The sequence below is a fragment of the Candidatus Eisenbacteria bacterium genome (assembly GCA_016930695.1).
In the GTDB taxonomy this organism is placed as follows: Bacteria; Orphanbacterota; Orphanbacteria; order Orphanbacterales; family Orphanbacteraceae; genus JAFGGD01.
In genome coordinates this window covers 185,555-206,516 of the sequence record JAFGGD010000034.1, presented here as the reverse complement: position 1 = coordinate 206,516, position 20,962 = coordinate 185,555, and the positions used below count along the sequence as shown (strand labels likewise).

Genomic DNA, 20,962 nt, shown 5'->3' with positions numbered 1-20,962 from the left:
ACCTCCCTGGAGCCGCGATCCGGACCGGAGTCGAATGGGTGCAATCGTTTCCTTACGAATCGGCACCCCGGCCGTTTTCTTAAGGGAGTCCGGAAGGCGGATCTGAAATAATTACAATCTGTTAGGACGATTCGACCCAGATGATTCAAATTGATGGAAAAGGGAAAAACTTTCCTCGGGGAAGTAAAATCCGTGGCGGGGAAAAGGGGAGTAACCTGGATCCGCTCGGCCCGGTGCGAATCGGACCAACTCCGCCCGAATCGGGTCGATTCGGGCGAATGTTCGCTCGGGTGGAGCGGGATGGGGGCGAAGGAGGCGGAGCGGCCGGTTTAGAGGAGATCCCGGCGTCCTTCGCGACGGAGGCGCTCCACGACGAGGCGCACGTCCTGCGCACGGTCGCGGGGACAGACGAGGACCGCGCCGTCCGTCTCCACGACGATCAGGTCGTCGACGCCGACGGTGGCGATCAACCGGCCGGAGGAGTAGACGACGCAGCGGCGCGAGTCGATTCCCAGGTGCCCGCCCACCGCCGCGTTCCCCTCGGCGTCCGCATCGATCAAATCGCCGAGGGCGCTCCAGCTCCCCACGTCGTTCCACCTGAAATCGGCGGCGATGGCGGCGACGCGCTCCGCCTTCTCCATGACGCCGTAATCGATCGAGAGGTCGGGGAGATCTTCGTACACGGATTCGAGAACCGAGGAGAGATCTTTCTCCGCGGCGCCTCGGAAAAGCCGCATCGGCTCCTCGAGCTCCGGCATGTGGCGGAGGATCGCGTTCGTGATCGCGTCCACCCGCCAAAGGAACATGCCGCTGTTCCAGAGATGGCGGCCGGAGCGCACGTATTCCTCCGCCCTCTTCCGATCGGGCTTCTCGATGAAGCGGTTCACCCGGCGGACCGGGACGCCGCCGCCGCGGATCTCCTCCCCCATTTCGAGATATCCGTAGCCGGTTTCGGGGCGGTCCGGGCGGACGCCGAGCGTGAGTAACGTCTCCCCCTCGCCGCGGCAGAAATCGGCTCCGGCCGAGAGCAGTTCGCGAAAGCGCTCTTCCCCCTCGATGTGGTGATCCGCCGGGAGCATCGCCATCACCTCTTCGTTCCCATAGCGCGCGGCGGCGCGCGCCGCGGCGAGGGCGACGCAGGGCGCGGTGTTCCGTCCCACCGGCTCGCCGATGACGTTTTCCGGCGGGAGATCCGGCAGCTCCCGCCGCGTCCGGTCGACGAAGGGGGCGCCGGTAACCACAAGCACCCTCTCCGGCGACGCGAGAGGCGCGACGCGCGCCACGGTCCGCGCGAGCATCGACTCCGGGCCGAGGAGCGGGAGAAACTGCTTCGGCTCCGATTCACGGCTACGGGGCCAGAAACGGGTCCCGCTCCCTCCGGCCATCACGACGACGATCATCTATTCGAGCGCCTCCTCCGGAACCTCCACCCCTTGTTCGCGGATCGCGCCGACCAGAGTATCCCGGATCTCGGCGAGGGCATCCGTCGTCTTCGCCTCGAAGCGAAGAACCAAGACGGGCTGTGTGTTGGAGGCGCGCACGAGCCCCCATCCTTCGTCGAAATTCACCCGGGCGCCGTCGATGTCGACGACGTCATGGGTGGCGCGGAACTTCTTCTGAATCGCCTCCACCACGGTGAACTTCCGGCTGTCGGGACAGTCGATCCGGATCTCCGGCGTGGAGTGGTAGCGGGGAATCTCGGCGGCGATCGCCGAGAGGGGCCTCCCACCCGCGGCCACGATCTCGATCAGCCGGGCGGAGGCGTAGATGGCGTCGTCGTAGCCGTAGTAACGGTCGGCGAAAAACACATGACCGCTCATCTCTCCGGCGAAGGGAGCCCGCTCGTCCTTCATCTTCTGCTTCAGATGGCTGTGGCCCGTCTTCCACATCAGAGGAGTGCCCCCCGCGTCACGGATCGCCTCGACGAGCCCGACGCTGCATTTTACGTCAAAAACGATCGTCCCCGGTTTCTTCGCCAGCACGGAACGGGCGAAGACGCCCGCCAGCGTGTCGCCGAAGAGGATGTCCCCCTTCTCGTCCACCGCGCCGATCCGGTCCGAGTCGCCGTCGTAACCGACGCCCAGCTCGCAACCGCTTTTCTTGACTTCCTCGATCAGCGCCCGGATGTACTTGGGCACCGTGGGGTCCGGGTGATGGTTGGGGAAACGGCCGTCCGGCTCCTCGAAGAGAGGGATCACGTCGCAGCCGATCTTGCGGAGGAGGGGGATCGCCACCGGCCCCGCCGTCCCGTTGCCGCAGTCCACGGCGACACGCACCGGACGCGCGAGGCGGAGGCCCGCCGCCACCTCGTCGATGTAGTCGGGAACCACGTCGTCGGTGCGTAGGGCGCCTTCACCGCTCTCGAAATCCTCCGCCTCCGCCAGCTTCCGGATCTCCTGGATCGCGGGGCCGAAGATGGGCGTCGTGCCGTGGCAGATCTTGATTCCGTTGAATTCGGGCGGGTTGTGGCTGCCGGTGATCATCACGCCCGCGGCGTAGGAATCCTCGCCGCCGCGCGTCACGGCGTAATAAAGGAGAGGCGTGGGGACCGTTCCGATGTCCACGCAGTCGAGGCCCACCGCGCGCAGCCCCGCGAGGATCTCCGAGGCGAGGCGGGGAGAGCTGAGCCGCACGTCCCGTCCCACCACCACCTCGCCGGTGTAGCGCCTGCGGACATACGTGCCGATCGCCTTGGCGATCCGTTCCACCACTTCCGGCGTGAGTTCATTCTCCACCACGCCGCGGATGTCGTACTCACGAAAGATCAAAGGATTCATCTCGTCATTCGCCTCCGGATCATTACACGAAACCTTCTACATCCTCCGGGATCGACGGGTGTTTCCCCCGGAAGTTTCGATCGAAAAGTTCGCTCGCCTCGTCGGGGAGCGTCTTGGCGAGCACCCGGGTCACACGGGTGATCGGGCCGACCAAGGAGGAGCCCTCCAGAACCCGTCCCCCGGCGGGAAGATAGGTGACGATCACCAAGAGGATCACGCCGATCAGGATCACGCCGAAGGCGACCCCCACCGCCCCGCCGAGGAGCCGATTCAACCAGCCGAGCGGGGAATCGCTCAGCACCTTGTGCACCGCGTGGCCGATCAGCCGGACCAGAACCGCCGTCACGAGAAAGACGAGAGCGAAGAGGATCGCCCGCGCCAAGAGCGCTTCGCCGTCTGAGCGAACGCCGACGAGCGAACCGACGGCGAGGTGGTATCGCGTCGCGACCAGCCAGCCGGCGAGAATCGCAGCCAGCGCGAACAGCTCCTTCACCAGACCGCGGAAAAGCCCCCGCAAAAAGAGGACGAGAAGCACCGCCCCGATCACCAAGTCCGCCCAATGCGCGTCCATCCGATTCCCCTTCAATCCCGAAAAGGCCAGATCACGCCTAAAACGATCTGCTGCGTCCCGGAGAGGACACCGTCCTCGCCGCCGGCGCCGTCGAAATACTCGAGCGCGTGCCCCGTCGCCTGTTCCATCTGGCCGAAGAGGAGCACGCCGCCGCGGGGGCTGATCGTGACTCTTCCGCGCAAGTAGGCGTAGCCGCTCATCGGCGTCTCCCGATCCGGGGCGTTCCGGTCCGAGCGCCATTCGCCGAGCACGTCCCAGCGCGGCTCCCACTCGAACCAAGGGATCGGGTGGGTGAAGGAGACCCGGCCGCGCACCAGGTGATCGCCGTGATAGGCGGGACGTTCGTCCGAGCCGTCTTCGCGCGCGCGGAAACGGGCGTAGGCGGCCTCGACGCTCAGGCGGCCCCTTTCGATGGTGGAGTGAATCTCCCAACCGAGGGTCCGCTCGTCGATCCTCTCCCCCTCCTGCCGGAAGGCGTCCACCGAGAGAAGGCGCCGCACGGCGTCCCCTTCGCGCCGGAAGAAACGGATTCCGGGACGGGCGGGGAGGAAGGGGAACGAGCACCCGATCTCACCGGAGCGGAGCACGTCCCTCTCTTTCACCGCCGGGACCCAGTCCCGCGCGGTGGGGCGCTCCCACAATCGGGCGAGGCGGAGGAGGATCGGAACGCGCCCCTCGCGAAGGATCGCCCCTTCGGCGTCCGTGTAAGACGCGCCGTCGGCGAACTCCTCCGCGGCGGCGATCCGGAGACGGAACCCGCCGGAGAGAGGCGCTTCGGCGCCGGCGGCCGCGACGGCCCCCCACTCTTCGCGGGAGAGATCCTCCGTTTCGGCCTTTTTTCGTTCCACACGCAGACCGAAAGAGAGGTCCGTTCCGGAAACGAACCGCCTGTGCGACAGGAGCAGCCCGTCACGCTCCTCCACGACCCGGACGCGGTCGAAGGCGGCGCTCCGAGGCTCCAGGACGGAGTGTATCTTTGACCGATACGCTTGTCCAACCATTCCTCGAAAGGAAGCCTCCAGGAAGAGGAGGCGTCTCTCGTCCCTGCCGTCGTGGGAGAAGATCGCCTCCTGCAGCGTCGGGTTGATCAGGATCTGTTCATCTTTATAGGTGCGAAGTCCCGCCCGGAGGAGGATGTCCTCCCGCAGGGGAAAACCGACCCGGATGTCGCTCGACGAGGAACGGTAGCTGTCGATGACGTATTGGTCCGCCTTCCGGAAACTCCCGTTCAGTTGGACGGAGAGTCGGGCGGTCACGTCGCGGGAGATCCCGAACCGGTAATCCCGATAGCCCCCCGATCCCTGTTCGGCGTCGACGTAGCTGACGGGGTCACCGCCCCGCCACGGCTCGGTCTCCAGGAGAATCGCGCCGTCGGGCGCCACCGCCGCCGCTTCGGGGAGAAGGCGCGGGGTGACGACCGAAAGGGAGGCGACCCCCGCCCTCGGTAGAGCGTTGCCGTTTACCAGCCCACCCGCTTCGCGCGGCCAGGGGATTCCGTCGATCAGCACGAGAGGGGAACCGGAACCGCCGAGTCGGATCGTCTCGAAATAGCCGGGAGGGCCGAAGCGGTCCGCGACGGTGAGAGGAAGCGCGGCGGCCACGTCCGCCCAGGTGCGCGGCGCGTAGGCGCGGGTCTCCACGGCGGTGCGACGCCACGTCCCGGCAGGGTCCGGCGGCGTGGCAACGCGCACGAGGGGGATCGACACCGGCTGGGGAAGCGCGCGCGCTCCCTCTTCTTCCCCCCCTCCCCGTTCCTCTCCCCCGACGATCGCGTCGGGAGATCCCGGGCCTCCCGCAAAGGAGGAGTCGCCCGGTGGGGCGGCTTCCGGCGGGCCGGGTTCTTCCTCCACGGCGGGAAAAAGGGCGGAGTCGGCGGTGTCGATGGGCGCGGCGGAGTCGGCGACCACCGGGGAGGGCGCGGCGGATGTGTCCCGGGGGACGGGCGCGCCGTCGTCGGATTGGCCGGTCCCTGCATGAGAGGGACGGGCCGCGAGAACAAACGAAACACCGAGTATGAGGAGAAGAGGAAAGAGCGCGCTAGGAGATGGACGCCGAACCGGCGAGACGCTCGTATCCCTCCAGGGTGAGCCCGAAGTAACCGAGGGTGCCGGTGCCGGTGTGGCTACCGTGGTAATCGGATCCTCCGGTCGGGACGAGGCCGAGAGTGGTACAAAGCTCGGCAAACCGTTCGTTCTCCCGGTGCGTGTGCTTGGGGTGCCAAACCTCCAGGCCGTGAAGCCCCTGTTCCTTCAGCCGCCCCGCCATTCCGGCCACCCCACCGATCCCGGGGTGGGCCAGCACGGCGACGCCCCCGGCGTCCCGAATGATCCGGATCCCCTCCTCGGGAGTCAGGAACCGTTTGGGCACCACGGCGGGCCGTCCGTCGCCGAGATAGTCACGGAACGCGGCCTGCAGGTCCGGGACATGGCCGGACCGGCGCATCACCTCGGCGATGTGGAGGCGCCCGACCAGACCGTTCCGGGTGAGCGCCATCACATCGTCGAACTCCAACGCTATCTGATGCTCTCGCAAGCGGTCAACTATGTTCTGGGCGCGGTCGATCCTGGCGTCGCGGATTCTTCGTAACTCGCGCCGGAGGGGTCGGTGTTCCGGATCGATCCAGTAACCGAGGAGATGGATTTCCCGGTCGCCCTCCGTGCAGGAGAGTTCCACCCCGGGGACGATCCGAGGAGCGTCGCCGGACAAGGCGACGCGCATCGGTTCGATGCCGTCCACCGTGTCGTGATCGGTGAGCGCCAGCACGGAGAGCCCCGCATAGGCGGCGCTCAGGAGGAGATCCTCCGGCGAGACCCGTCCGTCGGAGTAGAGAGAGTGGACGTGCATGTCGGCGTAGATCTGCGGCAACGGATCCCCCGGTCTTCAGCGATGAACGCGCTCGATCCGATCCCGCACGTCGCGGAAATTCGGATCGTGTTCCTCCACGAAACGATACTCCAGGAGCGCCCGATCTCTCTGTCCCAACCGCTCGTAAGCCTTACCGAGAAGGTAGTGGACGCCTAGGGAATCGTTCTCGCCGCCGTCGACCAGTGGCCGGAGGATTTGGATCGCGTCCTCGGACCGGTGGATTTCCAAGAGCACCGCACCCATCATCTCGCCGCAGGAGGGGCTGAATTCGGGAGAAACGGCGGCCTGCTCGAATTCGGCGAGCGCCTCCTCGAACAGACCCATCTCCTTGTAGGACATTCCCATGTCATAGTGAGACTGGTAGTCTTCTTCGTCGAGTATTTTCCCGACACCGTTCTGAAACTCCCTTAGGATCTCCTCGACGGGAACGAAGTCCTCCTGAGGCTTCGGAGATTGATCGAGTACCGGGTCGGCGGTCGTTTCTTCCGTCTCGATCTCCCCTTCTTGAAACGATTCCGACTCGGACGAGAGAATCTCGATCTCCTCCGCGGAGGACGGTTCCTCCGGAAACGCGCCTATCAGCCCGTCCAAGGCGTCCCGCGCCTCGGAGCCGGGCTTCTCGGGCTCGTCCCCCCCCGGCTCTTCCGGAGGATGGAAGGAGACCAGGCGGGAGTCGTTTTCGAAGGTAGCGCCGGGGATCTCGAATTCGTGCGGCTCCACCGGCTCGGCGGCCGGGCTCTCCCCCTCCGGCTCTTCTCCGGCGGGATCGATCAAGCCCTCCGGCGGGATCCCGTCCACCGAGTCGATTTCACCGACGGACCCGCAATCCCAGGCGGGCGCTTCGGCGCCGGCGTCCTCGGCGATCCCCTCCGGCTCCGGCGCGGCCGGCCCCGACTCCCCTTTCGCCTTCTCCAGCTTCTCGGCGACGCGACTCGACTCGGGCTCTTTTTCGCAGCGGCGGAACCCGTCCAGCGCGGCCCTGTACTCTCCCGCCGCTTCCGCGGGGCGGGAAACCATGGCGAGCACGTCGCCGAGACGCTCCCGAACCGCCGGATCGTCGGCCAGGATCTCCCTCACGCGCGTCGCCGTCTCGATTACCGATTCCGAGTCGCCCCGCTCGGCCATACGCGCGGCGTAATCGAGATAGTGCTTCACCGCCTCCCGGACAAAACCTTGAGAGAAGAAGAGTCCGCCGAGACGCTCCAGCATCTCCTCACGCCCGGATTCCTGCCGGAGAACCTTCCGGCAGATGCCGATGGCGTTGGCGTAGAGGTCCTCCCGAGCGTAGTTATCGATCGCTTTCCGGTACCACTCGTAGGCTTCCGCGGCGTCCCCCTTCTTGTGGTACAGATCGCCCATCAGATTGCAGGCGATCGGCGGGCACGGTTCCGCGTTCACCATTTTGCGGAACTCGGCGATGGCGCCGTCCCAGTCGCCTTTCCGCTCGCAATCCTTCGCCCTTTTCAGAATTTCCGATACCGATGACAAGGGCTTCCCCCCACTCAGCTCCCCGCGACGGTCCCATCCCGCCCGAGAACACGGGTTCTCTACTATTCCGTGTATCTACAGGGAGTTTCGGCCGACGGGGACGAAACCTTGACCGGGGGTTCGATAGACCTTTCCCTCCCGAATCACCATCTCGACCAGGTTGGATCCGAACCGGTAAGGTATTGCGGCCGGGTGGGTTGCGCGCAGAAGAATCAAATCAGCCCCCTTCCCCACCTCCAGGGTACCGACCCGATCCAGCCGTCGGAGCGCCGCCGCGGCGTTCCGTGTAGCCCCCAGAATCCCCTCGGGAACGGTGAGCCCCTCCAAGGAACAGGCGAGACTGATCACGGCCGGCATCGATTCGGTGAAGCTGCTTCCGGGATTGCAGTCGGTCCCTATGGCGACGGGAAGGCGGTGCCGGCGGAATTTTTCGATGTCGATAAAGTGGCGCCCCGCCAGACCGACCGAGGTGCCCGGCAGGATGATCGCCACGACGCCCGCGGCGGCCATGGCGGCGCACCCCGAGTCGGTCACCGCCAGCAGATGGTCCGCCGAGACGGCACCCACTTCGGCGGCCAGTTCGCCCCCGCCGATGGAGGCGAACTCTTCGGCGTGGAGCTTGGGAAGAAGGCCGTGGCGCTTCCCCGCCTCCAGAACGCGCCGCGAGTCCTCCACCGAAAACACCCCCTTCTCGCAGAAAACGTCGCAGAAGCGGGCCTCGCCGCCGACCGAGGGGATCATCTCCTCCGCCACCAGATCCACGTAGGCTTCCCGCCGCCCCTCGTACTCCTCGGGGATTTCGTGGGCGCCGAGGAAGGTTCGCTCCACGCCGATCGGATGGGTTCGGTCCAATTCACCCATCAAGCGAAGCGCGCGAAGCTCCTGTTCCGTGTTCAGACCGTAACCGCTCTTCCCCTCCACCGTGGTGGTCCCGAAGGAGAAGAGGGCGTTCAAACGCTCCCGGCCCCACCGGAGCAGTTCCTCGTCCGACGAATCCCGGAAGCGCCGCACCGTCCGGCGTATGCCGCCGCCGCGCCGCCGAATCTCCAAATAGTCCACTCCCTCCACGCGGAGGGCGTACTCGTCCTCGCGGGTCCCGGCGAAGAGAAAGTGGGTGTGGGGATCGATGAAACCGGGCATGAGGAGACGGTCCGCGCCGTCGAGCACGATCGCGTCCGGCGACGGCGACACGCGGGCCGCCACGTCCGCGTCGGAGCCCACGGCGACGATCCAACCGTCTCGCGCCGCCAGGGCGCCCCCCTCGATGAGGCCCAGGTGCTCCCAACCCGGCGCGGAGACCGGCCCCGGCTCCCCGCCCGCCAGGGTGGCGAGGCAGCTCACGTTCCGGATCAGCAGGTCGCACCGTTCCATGGGAGTCGTTCCTTTCCTTTCAAACCCGATCATTTTCCGCGGTTCCGATCGAGACGCCCGCCGCCTCCAGAATCGTCCCGCGGTTCATCATCTCCAACACTCTCTCCAGGTCCGGTGTGAAGGGGCGGTCTTTCATGAGGCGGGGCACCTCGGCGCGGATCGCCTCGATCGCCGCTTCGAGCCGCGGACTCGTCCGGAGAGGCCTCAGAAACTCCACCCCCTGGGCGGCGAGAATCAGCTCGATGGCGACGACGCGTTTCACGTTCTCCGCGACCGTCCGCGCCTTGCGCGCCCCGTGGAACCCCATGCTGACGTGATCCTCCTGATTGCCGGAGGTGGGGATCGAATCGACCGACGCGGGATGGCACCAGACCTTGTTCTCCGACACGAGGGCGGCGGCGGTGTACTGCGCGACCATGTAGCCGGAGTGGAGCCCCGGTTCCTCCGCCAAATAAGGAGGGAGACCGGAGAGTCTGGGATCCACCATACGGGCGACTCGCCTCTCGGCGATGCTCCCCACCTCGGCGGCGGCGATGGCGAGGAAGTCGGCGGCCAGCGCGACCGGCTCGCCGTGAAAGTTTCCACCTGAAAGGATTCGATCTTCCTCGGGGAAGCAGAGCGGGTTTCCCGTGGCGCTATTCAGCTCGATCTCCGTCGTCTCCCGCACGCGCTCCATCACGTCCCGCGCGGCGCCGATCACCGTGGGGGCGCAGCGGATCGAGTAGGCGTCCTGCGTTTTACGAATGAAACGATGGGAGCCGCGGATCCCGCTCCCGGCGAGAAGCCCACGGAGACGCTCCGCCGCGGCGACCCCCCCGGGGTGGGGCCGGGCGCGGTAGAGGGCGGGGTGGTAGGCGGCGTCGGTTCCCCGCAACGCGTCCACCGAAAGGGCGGCGGCGATCTCGGCGTGCGCCGCCGTTCGGTCCATCCCATCCAACGCGAGGGTGAGAAGCGCCGTGATCCCCTGCGTGCCGTTGATGAGCCCGAGCCCCTCCTTCGGCTCCAAACAGAGCGGATCGAGTCCCGCCTCGCGGAGCGCCTCGCCGGCCGCGCGCCTCTCCCCCTTCCACCACACTTCTCCCTCGCCGACCAGCGGCAGGGAGAGATGGGCGAGGGGGGCGAGATCGCCGCTCGCCCCGACCGAACCGATGGAGGGGACCACCGGCAGGATCTCCCTCTCCAACAGATCGATCAGGCGCTCCGGCACCTCCCAGCGGACACCGCCGTGCCCCTTGAGGAGCGCGTTCGCCTTAACGAGAAGGATCGCGCGCACCGCGGGGAGGTCAAGCGGATCGCCGGTCCCGGTGGCGTGGCTCCGGATAAGGTTGAGCTGCAGCGCCGCCAGATCCTCCCGCGGGATGGAAACCTGCGCCAGGTCGCCGAAGCCGGTGTCCACGCCGTACACGATCCTCTGTTCCGCGATGGCGCGGTCCACGAGCCGCCGGCCCGCCTCCACCGCCCTCCTCGCGCCGGGATCGATCCGAACCGAGCGCCCGCGCCGCGCCGCCTCTCCCACTTCCCGTACGCTGAGGGACGCGCCGTCGATCACGATCGGTTTCATTCCCTTCCTCCCCACATCGCGAGAAATCCCGCCTCGTCGACCACGGCGACGCCCAGTTCCTCCGCCTTCCGCAGCTTCGATCCCGGGGACGCGCCGGCGACGACCAGATCGGTCTTGGCGCTCACCGAGGAGACGACACGACCCCCCGCCTCTTCGATTCTTCGGCGCGCCTCCTCCCGGGTGAGGGACTCCAGCGTTCCGGTGAGGACCACCCTCTTCCCGCGGAGGGGCGCCTCTCCGGCGTCGCCCATCTCCATCGGAGGCGGTCGGACCCCCTCTTCGTGAAGGCGGCGGATCAGACGCGCGCCGGCGGCGCTCCGGAAGAACTGCGCCGCCGACGAGGCGATGACGGGGCCGACGGCGTCCACCGAGGCGAGTTCCTCCTCCGAGGCGGCGAGCACGCGGTCCAGTTCGCCGAAATGTTCCGCCAAGGCGCGCGCGGTGGTCCGTCCCACGTGGCGAACGCCGAGGGCGAAGAGGAAGCGATCCAGGGACCTCGTCCTGCTCTCCTCCAGGGCGGCGATCAGGTTCTCCGCCGACTTCTCGCCGAAACGCTCCAGCGCGGCGAGCCTCTCTTTTTCGAGGCGATAGAGGTCCGGGATCTCGGCAACCAGTGCCGCGCCGACGAGCTGGTCCACGACCTTCACACCCAATCCTTCGATGTCCATGGCGTTTCGCGAGGCGTAGTGAACGATCCGGGCGCGCGCCAGCGCCGGGCACGCCGGGTTCTCGCAGCGGACCACTACCTCCCCCTCGGTCCGGATCAGCGGCTCGCCGCAAACGGGACATTCCTCCGGGAAACGGAAGGGCGCGGCGCCGGGCGGGCGGGCGGACGCCTCCACGCCGAGGATCCGGGGGATGATGTCGCCGCTCTTCTCGATCCATACCGTGTCTCCGACGCGCACGTCGAGACGGCGGATCTCTTCCTCGTTGTGGAGAGTGGCGCGCCGCACGATCGTCCCCGCGAGAGGAACGGGGGCGACGTTCGCCACCGGCGTCACCGCGCCGGTTCGCCCCACTTGCAGGTCGATGGCGCGGACCGTGGTGGTCTTCCTCTCCGCCGGGAACTTGTAGGCGATCCCCCAGCGGGGGCTCTTGGAGGTCGCGCCGAGCCGTCCGTAGAGAGAGAAGTCGTTCACCTTGAGAACCGCGCCGTCCACGCCGAAGGGGAGCCGGTAGCGGGCTTCCTGCATCTCCAGGCAACGGGCCGTCGCCCCGTCGATCCCTTCGCACAGGCGCGCCTCGCCGTCGACGGAGAAACCGAAGGCGCCGAGACGCTCCAGGGTCTCCATCTGCGTACCGATGCCGATCCCTTCGGGGTCCACGATCCGGTAGGCGCGGAAACGAAGAGGACGCTTCGCCACCTGGCGCGGGTCGAGCAGCTTGAGCGTGCCGGCGGCCAGGTTGCGCGGGTTGGCGAAGAGCGCCTCCCCCGCCTCCTCCCGGCGGCGGTTGATCTTCTCCAGATCTTGGAAAGCGATGTACGCCTCCCCGCGGACCTCCACCTCCCCCGAGGACGCGCCCCCCTCCAGTTTGAGCGGGATGGAGCGTATGGTTTTCAGGTTTTCGGTGATGTCGTCGCCGCGGCGGCCGTCGCCTCGCGTGGCGCCGCGGACGAACGCGCCGTCGCGATAGAGAAGAGTGACCGCCACGCCGTCCAGCTTGTACTCCACCGCGTAGTCGAGGCTCTCCCGGCCGAGGAGCTTGCGAATCCGCCGGTCGAACTCTCCCAGCTCCTCCGCCGAGTAGGTGTTGTCCAGGGAGAGCATGGGGACGGCGTGCTCCACCGTCTCGAAGCGGTCCGAAGGCGCGCCCCCCACCCTCCGCGTGGGTGAATCGGGGACGCGGAGACAGGGGTAGCGCTCTTCGATTTCAACGAGACGGGCGAGGAGGAGGTCGTAGTCGTGGTCGGAGAGGACCGGCGCCGCCTCTTCATAATAGAGACGGTCGTGGCGGACGATCTCCCGCCGGAGCTTCTCCGCCTCCCGGCGGATCTTTTGGGGCGCCTTTTCGGCCATCTTGCGATTCCTCTCGCCGCGGTTCCGGGGCGGATCGGCGTGCCGCCGCCCCGCGACGGATCGAGTGTAACGAAGAGAGGCGCAGCGGGGAAGGGCTTCGCGAGGCGCGGGTCAGCGCCCGTCGAGGGGGAGTTCCAGCTCGATCTCGTCCCGGATCGGGATCCCGTCCACGCCGGTCTCCGGGATCGCCGGCTTCCGCCGGCGGGATTCGCGGATCGCGCCGGGGTAGACCGCGCGGAGACGCCATCCGCGCTTTTGATAGAAACGGACGGCGGGGAGGTTGTCGTTGGTGGTGATCAGCAGGGCCCGGAGGCATCCGGCGCGCCTCGCCTCCTCCGTCGCCGCGCCGAGGAGCGCCCCGCCCACGCCGATCCCTTCGCGCAGACTGTTCAGGGAGACGATCTCGCACTCGTCCCCGTCGATCCGGTAGGTGAGAAGACCGATGCGCACGCCCCCTCCTTTCTCGGCGGCGATGAATCCGGGGAGCGCGTCCGCTTGGTGCGCCGTCCCCCTGGTGATCACCAGGGAGGATCCCCAGTGCTCGGCGAAGAGATCGCGGACCCAGTCCCGGTCCCCCTCAGCGATCGGGCGAATCGTGAACGATTTCAATGAGCACCTCCTGCCGCGCCGAGCGGGTCCGCGTCTTCGGCCGATTCTCCCCCCCTCTCCTTCCTCATCGGGAGAGACCCGCGGCCGCGATCCTCCGAACAGGGGCCGCGCCCCTCGCCGGGGAGGATGGCGTCCCGATCGATCCCCTCCGGGAAACCGCCGGGGAAACGCGCGCCGGGGGCGATGCGGTCGGTCTTTTCCCGGTCGAAGCGGACACGGCCCAGCCTCCCGATTCCGTGGCTCGTCGGCAATCCCACCACAAGCCAGAGCGGGAGCGAGAAGATCAATAGGAAGCTGTGCGTGACGGTGCTGACCGCGCCGAGCGCGGTCCACATTTTAATATGATCCACGGAGCTGTCGAAGCGCCGGAGAACACCGTCCCGCACGTTCTCCAGAGGAACGCCGATCAGACGGCCTCTCTGCAGGAGGAAGAGGGAGTCCTCCTCCACGGCGATCAGCTCCCCCCGGAGAGACCGGGGACTGAGCGGTTTGCGGCTCACATACTGGCGGGAGACCCATCCCTCCGCCCCGTCGTCCAGACGGATCCGGAGCCAAAACTCCTTCTCCTCGATGAGGCGATAACAATCCCCCCGTTTCACCGCGCCGACTACATCGCTCCCGAAACCGGCGCGAGGCCCGTCGTGTAGGTTCGCAAAGGAAACGGTCACCTCGCCGTCCCAAGGCTCCGGCCAGGATTCGCGGGGAAGAGGCTCGCGGAGACGGATGTCGACCCAGCCGCCGCAGACGGAACGCTCCCCCTCCTTGGCGGAGGGGAGCCATCCCCGCGGCGGTTTCGACGGCGGCCCGCCGCAGCCGGCGAGAAGGATGCCGATGAGCGGCGGAACGATCCCTCGGTTCAGGCGTCTCATCGATGCTCCCCGTTCTTCATTCGGCGCACTCCGGGGCGAGAAGATCGTCCCGCGCCCCCCTCTCTCCCCTTCCCGCGGCTCGACACCGGCTCTCTCCTCTTCATCAATCCCCGATCTCAAAGGACGGAGGATCGTGGATGACGACCACCGTGGTGACGAGGGAGACGATAGTGACGAGAACGAGAGGGATCAGATTCCCCGAGACCGGAGCGCGGTTGGTCTCGAGGAGAACCACCGAATCGGCGGGAACCGCGTACTCCCCGGAGTCGATCAGTTCCCGGTCGGGGCCGAGGCGCTCCCCGGTTCCGGCCACCACGCCCGCCTCTTCGTTCACGCTCCAGTCGCGGAGAAGACAGAGTTCGCCGTTTTTCAGATAAACCTTTAGATAGGGAGATCGGGCGTCCAGGATCCCGTGCTGATCCGGCGCGGCTTGGATCCTCTTCAGGTTCCGGACGCCGCACCCCGGAACGGCGATGAGGAGTGCCGAGAGAAGGCAGAGCGCCTCCCGCCCCCGCCGCGGCAGGCGGGAAAAACGCGGCTCCTTTTTTAGGCGCCGGCTTCGACTCATCATGGCCGCATACTATAGGGAAAAAGAAATCAGAACAAGGATAAAACGCGAGCGGCGGGGAGCGCGGTGCGCCTCAGAAGGTCCCCTCGGCGCTCACATGGATCTTGGCGTCCGAGAAGCCGTCCCCCTGGCCGATGCCGAAGTCGACGCCCAGCAGGCCGATCGCCGAGTCGACGCGGATACCGAAACCGTAGCCGTGCCGGACGATCGTGGAATGGGCGATGCTATCCCCTTCCTCGAAGCGCCGGAAGACCCAACCGCTGTCGAAGAAGAGGAAGGCGCGGGAAAGGGGACCGAGCAGAACCCGCGCCTCCAGGCGGGACCAGGCGATCCTCTCGCCGAGGAAGCGGTCCTCGTCGTATCCCCGAAGCGTGGTGGCGCCCCCCAGGTAGAACTGGTCGTAGGCGGGAACGTAGGACGCGTTCGTATAGCGGCCGATCCCCTCTCCCTCCCAGGCGAGCACCCCCCTTCGGCCCACGCGATGGTAGAGGCCGACCGCCGCATCCAATGTCGCCTGCCGCACCCTCTTCCCCTCGAACCCGCGCTCCGGCTCCTCGTCGATCCGCCGCTCCGCGTACTCCCCGCCGAGGCGCGCCTTCCAACCACCGGTCGGATTGGCCGGATAGTCCCTCCCCTCATAAGAGAAACCGATCCCCCCCCACGCACGGCGGCTCCGCGGCACCGGCGCCGCCTCCCGCCTCGGACGCATCGTCTCGCCGCCGAAACGGAAATCGGCGCGCACTCTTCGGGAGAGTTCCACGTCGGAGGTGAGGTCGCCGGTGAAACGGGAGTAGGTGGAATCGCGCAGCACCTGCGCCATCTCTCCTCCGAGGGAGAAGGGGGTGCCGAGGACCCACGGCTCGCGGTAGGCGATCCGGGCGTGCCGCGTCTCGGGCGTCACCCTCTCCCAGCGGATCTCCGCGCTCCGGGCGGTGCCCAGTATGTTCCGGAAGGAGAGATCGACGAAACCGCTGATCACCGCGTCCCCCCCGTTCGGGCCGGGGGCGTATCCGACGACCCCGGTGATCCGGTTGTGCCGTCCCTCCTCGACGGCGTACTCCACCACCGCCTCTTTCTCCTTCCACTCGACACGCGTCGTCGGGTCGGAGACGGTGCGGAAGAGGCCGGAGCGGAGGAGTCGATCCCGGCCCGCTTCCACGGCGTCCTGATCGTAGGGCTCGCCGAAGCGGAGGCCCGAGAGGCGGCGGATCACCGAGGCGCGCGTGCTCCGGTTCCCGGTCACGCGGATGTCGCCGAGGGTGAGGAAGGGACCTTCCACCACCTGCAAACGGAGGGCGATCCCCTCGGGGTCGCCCGAACGTTCCACCCGGCTGGTCAGGATCCGGGCGAAGGGATAGCCGGACGACGCGTAGCGCCGCAGCGTCCTGTCCAGGTCTTCCTCCAGACGGGCGGCGTTCAGCACCCGTCCCGGTCGCGTGTCGATCCGCCCCCGGATCTCCTCCACGGGGAGGGCGCGGGTCCCTTCGATATCGACCCGCACCAACGGCAGGAAAGGTCCCTCCCGGATCGTCAGTTCCAGATCGACGGCACCCCCGGGCGCGGAGAAGACGCGGACCGACGCCTCCGCCTCCAGGTAGCCGGCGCGCGCGTAGCGGTCCAGAAGGCGAAGAACGGCGACCGATTCCTCGCGGGCGCTCCACTCCCCTCCGGGCGCCAGATCGAGCGCCTCCAGCGCGCGGTCCCCGGGAAAGGCCTGGTTCCCCTCGATCCGGATCGATCCGATCCTTTCTCCGGACACGTCGCCCGCGGCGAGAAGGAACGCGGCGAGAAGAAGGACCGCCGGCCGGAGAATTCGAATTGTACCTTTACTTCTCAAACTTCATGACTCCCCGCACCGGACTCCTCATCGCCCTTCCCGCGCCCCGGGGTGATTCCGATCGTCGGATCGGCATTCCCCTAGAAATACGCGCGCATCTCCGCCCGAAACCTCTGCTCGGTATCCTCGCCTTTCAGGTTTTCGCCGCTGTAGGAGACGGTGGACGAGAGCACGGTGTTCCACTCGTAGACGAACTGCACCCTCCAGCGAAGACCTTCCTTGCGGTTCCTGAGGAAGGATCCGGCGCGCTCCAGATTCTCCCGCAGAAAACGGCTGTAGACGAAACGGGTGTCGAGCCTCCCCCGAGCGGCCAAGTGGAGCGTTCCCTCCGGCTCGACGCGCACCTCGAGAAGCTCCTCCTCACGGACCTTCTCCCTGTCCGAACGGACCGCCCCGGGGAGCCGGAGCCTCCAGCGGGGGCCGGTCTGCACCAGAACCGCCGCGACCCAGTCGTCACTGGTCAGATCGACGGCGCGGCGGTCGTTGGAATCCTCCCGCTCCGACCGTCTCGTCCACTCCAACTCCGTCGCGACCGCCGGCGAGAAGGGCAGTTTCGCCCTTCCAAGAATCTCCCGCACGCTGTCGTCCCGGTGGATCGTCTCGTACTCGTTCTCCTCGCGCTCCTCCCGGTAATAACGCAGGTAGAATCCCGCGTCGGAGAGCGGATCGGTCCAGCGAAACTCCTGACGGATCGACGCGCTCCCGCGAAGAGTGGCGTCGTTTCTCTGAAACGCCGAAGGATCGAGGAGCAGGAGGGAAGCCGCATCGTCGGTGGTCGTCCTCTCGCTCACCCGGATCACGGTTTCGGAGCGGAGCCCCTTACGGAAACGGCCCGGTTCGCCGATCCTCCCCGGTTCGATCCGTATCGTCCCCCCCGCCTCCAGATCGATGAGCGGCTCCGCGCCACCCTCCACGATCTCCTGGTTGAAGGTCCCCTCGCCGGGGAAATAGTTGCCCAGGCTGTCGTAATCCGCCTCTTCCCCCTTCGGCGCGCGGAGAAGAACCTTCCTGCGGGAACGGCTCTCCTCGGTGGTTACTTCATAGGTCCAATTTCCGCGAACCAGGCCGCCCCATCCGCCGTGCCTGAGCTCGATCCGCCCCAGATCGCTCCGGCGGTTCCCCTCCGTCACCCGCTCGCCGTAGTCCAATCCCCTTCCCCGGTAAAGGGCGTGGAGCGAAACCGGGCCGCGCCAGTCCACGGACACCTCGTCGGTCCGCGCCTCGTACCACTCTTCCCAATCGCCGACAAGCGAATCGAGATAGTCCCGAGTCTCGAACGTCACGGATGTTTCCCCGGTGAAAGCGGCGGCATCTCCCCAGGCGAAACCGGCGCGCTTCTCAATCCCCCTGTCCCCCCTTCGCTCCCCTCCCGCGTGAAGGAACTCACGCCTCTCCCGGCCGAGACGGAGAAAAGGCCGGACCGGACCGATCCGAACCGACGCGCCGCCGGCCCGACGGAAGGTTTCCCCCTCCAGAGTGTCCGCTTCTTCACTCGTGATCCTCTCGCCCGTAAAGTCGACGGCGAAACGCCTCTCTCTCTCGATGGAGCTCTTCCAGGACCATCGCCGGGCGTGGAATTCGTCCCGCTCGAGCCTTCCCCCTTCGCCGGAGAAACGCAAAGTCCCCAGCGGCGTCGCTCGCCGGAAAGTCCCCTCCCCCTCCGCTTCGTTCTCGCGCCCCCGGGAGGCGAAAGCGTCGCCGGCGCCCAGGAAATCATCCTCTCTCCGGCCGGGACCGATAGCCCGCGCGAGATCGCCGGTCATCCAGCGCTCGTCCCATTGCGGTCCCCGGTAGCGGCCGAGAGGCTCGAAGTTCTCCGACACGCTCCGCCAGGACCCGCGCACGCCGACCTCGCCCAAACGGGCCTTCTCGGGGCCGACGGGAACGGGATCGAGGCGCGCCTCGACGCGGGCGCCGGAGCCGGTGTTGTCGCCGTCGTCCAGAGGAGAGAGGGTGTTCCGGTCCCGGTCGCTCCACGCCGCCTCCGCCTCCAGGGAGAGCGCATGGAAGGGGCGCGCCTTCCCGGAGAAACCGATCAGGCTGTGGCTTTCGGGAAGCGGCAGGGGGACCAGAGGAGTGTAGTTCCCCCGCCCCTCGCCGACGTGAATGAAGATTCTCCGCCCCCACTCCTCGGAGATCGAGTCGACGTATGCTCCCTCGCCGGACGCCACCTGCCGGAAGGAAACGGCGAAATCGCCCGAATCTCTTCCCGCATAAACGAAATATCCGCCGGTGGTGTCGTAATCCCCGCCCTCCTCGAGATAACGGGCGGACGTCCCGAGAGGCTGCCTATCCCCGGACGCGCGGAGCGAGTCCTTCTCCGCTTCGCCGAGAACGACCGCCTCCGGCTCGTCCGCGTCGTCGCTCTCGGAAAGCACCGTCAGGCCGAAGCCGTAACGGTCGTCCTCCGTGTGGGCGCGGAGCCGGCCCGTGAGAAAGACCCGGCGATACCGGTCGCCGCTCGCCTGAAAATCGACGGCGATCCGGCTCTCCGAACCGATGGGACGGCTCGGGTTGAAAGAGATCGTCCCTTCGGCGTAGTCGATCACGTAATCGTTGTCGTCCCCCCGGGTCATCATCACACCGTCCAGGAAAACGCGCTCGCTCCCCGCCGACACCACCGGCCCGAGGGCGGAGATCTCCAGGATCCGGTAGGGACCCTGCTTCCCCTCCACGCCCCGAATTTCCACGGAGCGGAAATCGCCTCGCGAGACGCCGCCGGATATCTCCGCCTCGGCGGGTCCGGCGCGCACCGCGCCGAGGGCCCCCTTCAGCACCCGCTCGTAGCGGCCGAAGCGGGTGTCGTCGTAACGGACCGCGTAATCGCCGAGGGTCGCCTCGGCCCGGGGGGATTCGATGCGCACCAGGACTTCGTCCAGCTCCTCCAGCCGCTCCGAGCGGCCTTCGGGTTGAAAGGGGAGGTTCTGGTCGGTCAGGCGGGCGGTGACACGCACCGTCGGCGTCAGGTTTCCCGTGACGCTCATCCGAAGCGACTGCTCCAGGGTCAACTCCCTCCCCGAACCGATCAGGACGGCGAAGCTCTTGCTGCCTCCGACGCGGAGGGCGCCGGTGTCGAGGGGGCCCGCCATGGGCGACGGCTCCCGTTCGTCGACCATCACGGCCTCCTCCCCTCCTTCGGCGAGACGAAACTTGTGCAGCACTCGTTCCGACGGGATCGAGATGGGAAGGCAGCGGTAGGAGACGAGGACCGTGTCCTCCGGGGAGAGCGGCTCGGCGAAGGTCAGTTCCCCCCGATCGTAGCGGATCCAATAATCCCTCTCCCGGACGAGGTCGGCGCCGTGCAAGTGAACGGCTTCGCTCCCTTCGTAGAGATGGGTTCGGGAAAGGGCATAAGGGCCGGTGTGGTCGGCGCCGGTGATGGGTTCCTCCACCGCGCCGATCCGGTAGGTCCGTTCGCCGAGCATCGCCCGGCCTTGGGCGAAGAGGGGCGGCGCCGCCAAGAGGAGCGCCGCCAGCGCCAGGCTAGCGCGCACGGGCCGGGAACGCGTAGCGGAACTGATGGATCCGGCCGTTCTCCGTGTCCGACACATAAAGGATTCCGCCTTCGCCGACGGCGACCCCCCGCGGCGAGCCGAGAGCGGCGCCGTCCGGCAGGTTCCGAACCTCCGCCGCGAAGACGCCCCCCTGCCGGTAAACCGCCAGGCGGCCCTCCCCGGCGTCGGCGACGAAGATGAACCCGAAACGGTCCACCGCCACCGCCGCCGGTTCGACAAGCCGCCCGGGCCCGTCCTCGGCGCCGAAGGCGTAGAGGAACGCGCCGAGCGCGTCGAACACCTGGATCCTCCCGTTCTCCCGGTCCGCTACGTAGATCCGCCGCGCCCGGTCCGCCGCCACGTCGGCGGGGAGGCGGAACCGCCCCTCCTCGGCGCCGAATCCGCCGAGGGTGAACTCCTCCTCGCCGGTGTAGGAACGGAAGACCCTGACGAGATCCTCCTCGGCGTCGGTCACGTAGAGGCGGCCGAAAGGATCCGCCTCGATCCCGACGGGAACGCCGATCGTCCCCGCCTCCCGGGAGAGGATCACCTCGTTGAACTGGCCGTAACGGTCGAAAACCTGAACCCGTTCGTTTCCCGCGTCCAACACGTAGAGGTGGAGTCCCTCTCCGGCGGCCACGTCGGTGGGCTCCAGGAAGCGTCCCTCCCCGGAGCCGGCGTAACCGATCCTCATCCTCTCCGCGCCGGTGGAATCAAAAGCGAGCACCCGGTTTTCGGCGGCGTCGGCGACCCAAAGCATCCCCTCGAAACCGACGGAAAGACCCGCGGGTGCGGAGAGGCGGTTCTCCGAGGTCGAACCGCCGCCAAAGCTACGAACATAAACGATATCGGACCTCGCGGGAAGAGCGAAGCAGAGGAGAAGAGCGCCGAGAATCAAGGGGAGGCGAGGAGTCACGGGCGGACCTCCCTCCGG

General features: G+C 67.4%; 15 protein-coding genes. All 15 read right to left on the bottom strand.

The genetic code is table 11. The features are described from left to right. Positions 1 to 329: 329 nt before the first annotated feature. The 15 genes from JW958_08355 to JW958_08285 all read right to left on the bottom strand — a co-directional run bounded on the left by JW958_08355 (position 330) and on the right by JW958_08285 (position 20,944). Complete coding sequence (locus tag JW958_08355; GenBank protein MBN1826264.1) at positions 330 to 1,400, bottom strand: mannose-1-phosphate guanylyltransferase; 1,071 nt, start codon at positions 1,398 to 1,400, stop codon at positions 330 to 332. After that, the gene (locus JW958_08350; GenBank protein MBN1826263.1) at positions 1,401 to 2,777 is read right to left on the bottom strand and encodes a phosphomannomutase/phosphoglucomutase; all 1,377 of its coding nucleotides are present in this window, start codon (positions 2,775 to 2,777) and stop codon (positions 1,401 to 1,403) included. It lies immediately after the preceding gene. 22 nt (positions 2,778 to 2,799) lie between these two features. Continuing rightward, the gene (locus JW958_08345; protein MBN1826262.1) at positions 2,800 to 3,348 is read right to left on the bottom strand and encodes a CvpA family protein; all 549 of its coding nucleotides are present in this window, start codon (positions 3,346 to 3,348) and stop codon (positions 2,800 to 2,802) included. An 11-nt stretch (positions 3,349 to 3,359) separates the two neighbouring features. Beyond that, complete coding sequence (locus tag JW958_08340) at positions 3,360 to 5,255, bottom strand: hypothetical protein (protein ID MBN1826261.1); 1,896 nt, start codon at positions 5,253 to 5,255, stop codon at positions 3,360 to 3,362. Positions 5,256 to 5,385: 130 nt separating this feature from the next. Next, positions 5,386 to 6,213, bottom strand: coding sequence for a PHP domain-containing protein (locus JW958_08335; protein MBN1826260.1), 828 nt, complete (start codon positions 6,211 to 6,213; stop codon positions 5,386 to 5,388). A gap of 15 nt (positions 6,214 to 6,228) precedes the next feature. After that, complete coding sequence (locus tag JW958_08330; GenBank protein MBN1826259.1) at positions 6,229 to 7,701, bottom strand: tetratricopeptide repeat protein; 1,473 nt, start codon at positions 7,699 to 7,701, stop codon at positions 6,229 to 6,231. A gap of 75 nt (positions 7,702 to 7,776) precedes the next feature. Next, the gene (locus tag JW958_08325) at positions 7,777 to 9,072 is read right to left on the bottom strand and encodes an imidazolonepropionase (protein MBN1826258.1); all 1,296 of its coding nucleotides are present in this window, start codon (positions 9,070 to 9,072) and stop codon (positions 7,777 to 7,779) included. A 19-nt stretch (positions 9,073 to 9,091) separates the two neighbouring features. Next, positions 9,092 to 10,633 carry a histidine ammonia-lyase gene (hutH, locus tag JW958_08320; GenBank protein ID MBN1826257.1) on the bottom strand — a complete coding sequence of 514 codons (1,542 nt, stop codon included), beginning with the start codon at positions 10,631 to 10,633 and terminating at the stop codon, positions 9,092 to 9,094. Beyond that, the gene (gene ligA / locus JW958_08315; GenBank protein MBN1826256.1) at positions 10,630 to 12,651 is read right to left on the bottom strand and encodes an NAD-dependent DNA ligase LigA; all 2,022 of its coding nucleotides are present in this window, start codon (positions 12,649 to 12,651) and stop codon (positions 10,630 to 10,632) included. The genes hutH and ligA overlap by 4 nt, the downstream gene beginning before the upstream one ends. 111 nt (positions 12,652 to 12,762) lie before the next feature. Beyond that, entirely contained in the window at positions 12,763 to 13,260 is a 498-nt protein-coding gene (locus tag JW958_08310) for a GNAT family N-acetyltransferase (protein ID MBN1826255.1), read from the bottom strand. Continuing rightward, the gene (locus JW958_08305; protein MBN1826254.1) at positions 13,257 to 14,129 is read right to left on the bottom strand and encodes an SH3 domain-containing protein; all 873 of its coding nucleotides are present in this window, start codon (positions 14,127 to 14,129) and stop codon (positions 13,257 to 13,259) included. The genes JW958_08310 and JW958_08305 overlap by 4 nt, the downstream gene beginning before the upstream one ends. 103 nt (positions 14,130 to 14,232) lie before the next feature. After that, positions 14,233 to 14,700, bottom strand: a complete 468-nt coding sequence (locus tag JW958_08300; GenBank protein ID MBN1826253.1) for a hypothetical protein — start codon at positions 14,698 to 14,700, stop codon at positions 14,233 to 14,235. 70 nt (positions 14,701 to 14,770) lie between these two features. Continuing rightward, positions 14,771 to 16,534 (bottom strand): BamA/TamA family outer membrane protein, encoded by a 1,764-nt coding sequence (locus JW958_08295; GenBank protein ID MBN1826252.1) that lies wholly within the window; start codon positions 16,532 to 16,534, stop codon positions 14,771 to 14,773. An 80-nt stretch (positions 16,535 to 16,614) separates the two neighbouring features. Beyond that, on the bottom strand, positions 16,615 to 20,028 hold the full coding sequence (locus JW958_08290) for a hypothetical protein (protein MBN1826251.1): 3,414 nt from the start codon (positions 20,026 to 20,028) through the stop codon (positions 16,615 to 16,617). After that, the gene (locus JW958_08285) at positions 20,018 to 20,944 is read right to left on the bottom strand and encodes an NHL repeat-containing protein (protein MBN1826250.1); all 927 of its coding nucleotides are present in this window, start codon (positions 20,942 to 20,944) and stop codon (positions 20,018 to 20,020) included. Before JW958_08285 ends, JW958_08290 begins: the two co-directional genes overlap by 11 nt. Positions 20,945 to 20,962 lie beyond the last annotated feature (18 nt).

Coding starts and splice junctions, on each gene's coding strand:
- ligA (MBN1826256.1), bottom strand. CDS start 12,651: ATGGCCGAAAAGGCGCCCCAAAAGATCCGCCGGGAGGCGGAGAAGCTC.
- JW958_08325 (MBN1826258.1), bottom strand. CDS start 9,072: ATGGAACGGTGCGACCTGCTGATCCGGAACGTGAGCTGCCTCGCCACC.
- JW958_08355 (MBN1826264.1), bottom strand. CDS start 1,400: ATGATCGTCGTCGTGATGGCCGGAGGGAGCGGGACCCGTTTCTGGCCC.
- hutH (MBN1826257.1), bottom strand. CDS start 10,633: ATGAAACCGATCGTGATCGACGGCGCGTCCCTCAGCGTACGGGAAGTG.
- JW958_08345 (MBN1826262.1), bottom strand. CDS start 3,348: ATGGACGCGCATTGGGCGGACTTGGTGATCGGGGCGGTGCTTCTCGTC.
- JW958_08350 (MBN1826263.1), bottom strand. CDS start 2,777: ATGAATCCTTTGATCTTTCGTGAGTACGACATCCGCGGCGTGGTGGAG.
- JW958_08305 (MBN1826254.1), bottom strand. CDS start 14,129: ATGAGACGCCTGAACCGAGGGATCGTTCCGCCGCTCATCGGCATCCTT.
- JW958_08300 (MBN1826253.1), bottom strand. CDS start 14,700: ATGATGAGTCGAAGCCGGCGCCTAAAAAAGGAGCCGCGTTTTTCCCGC.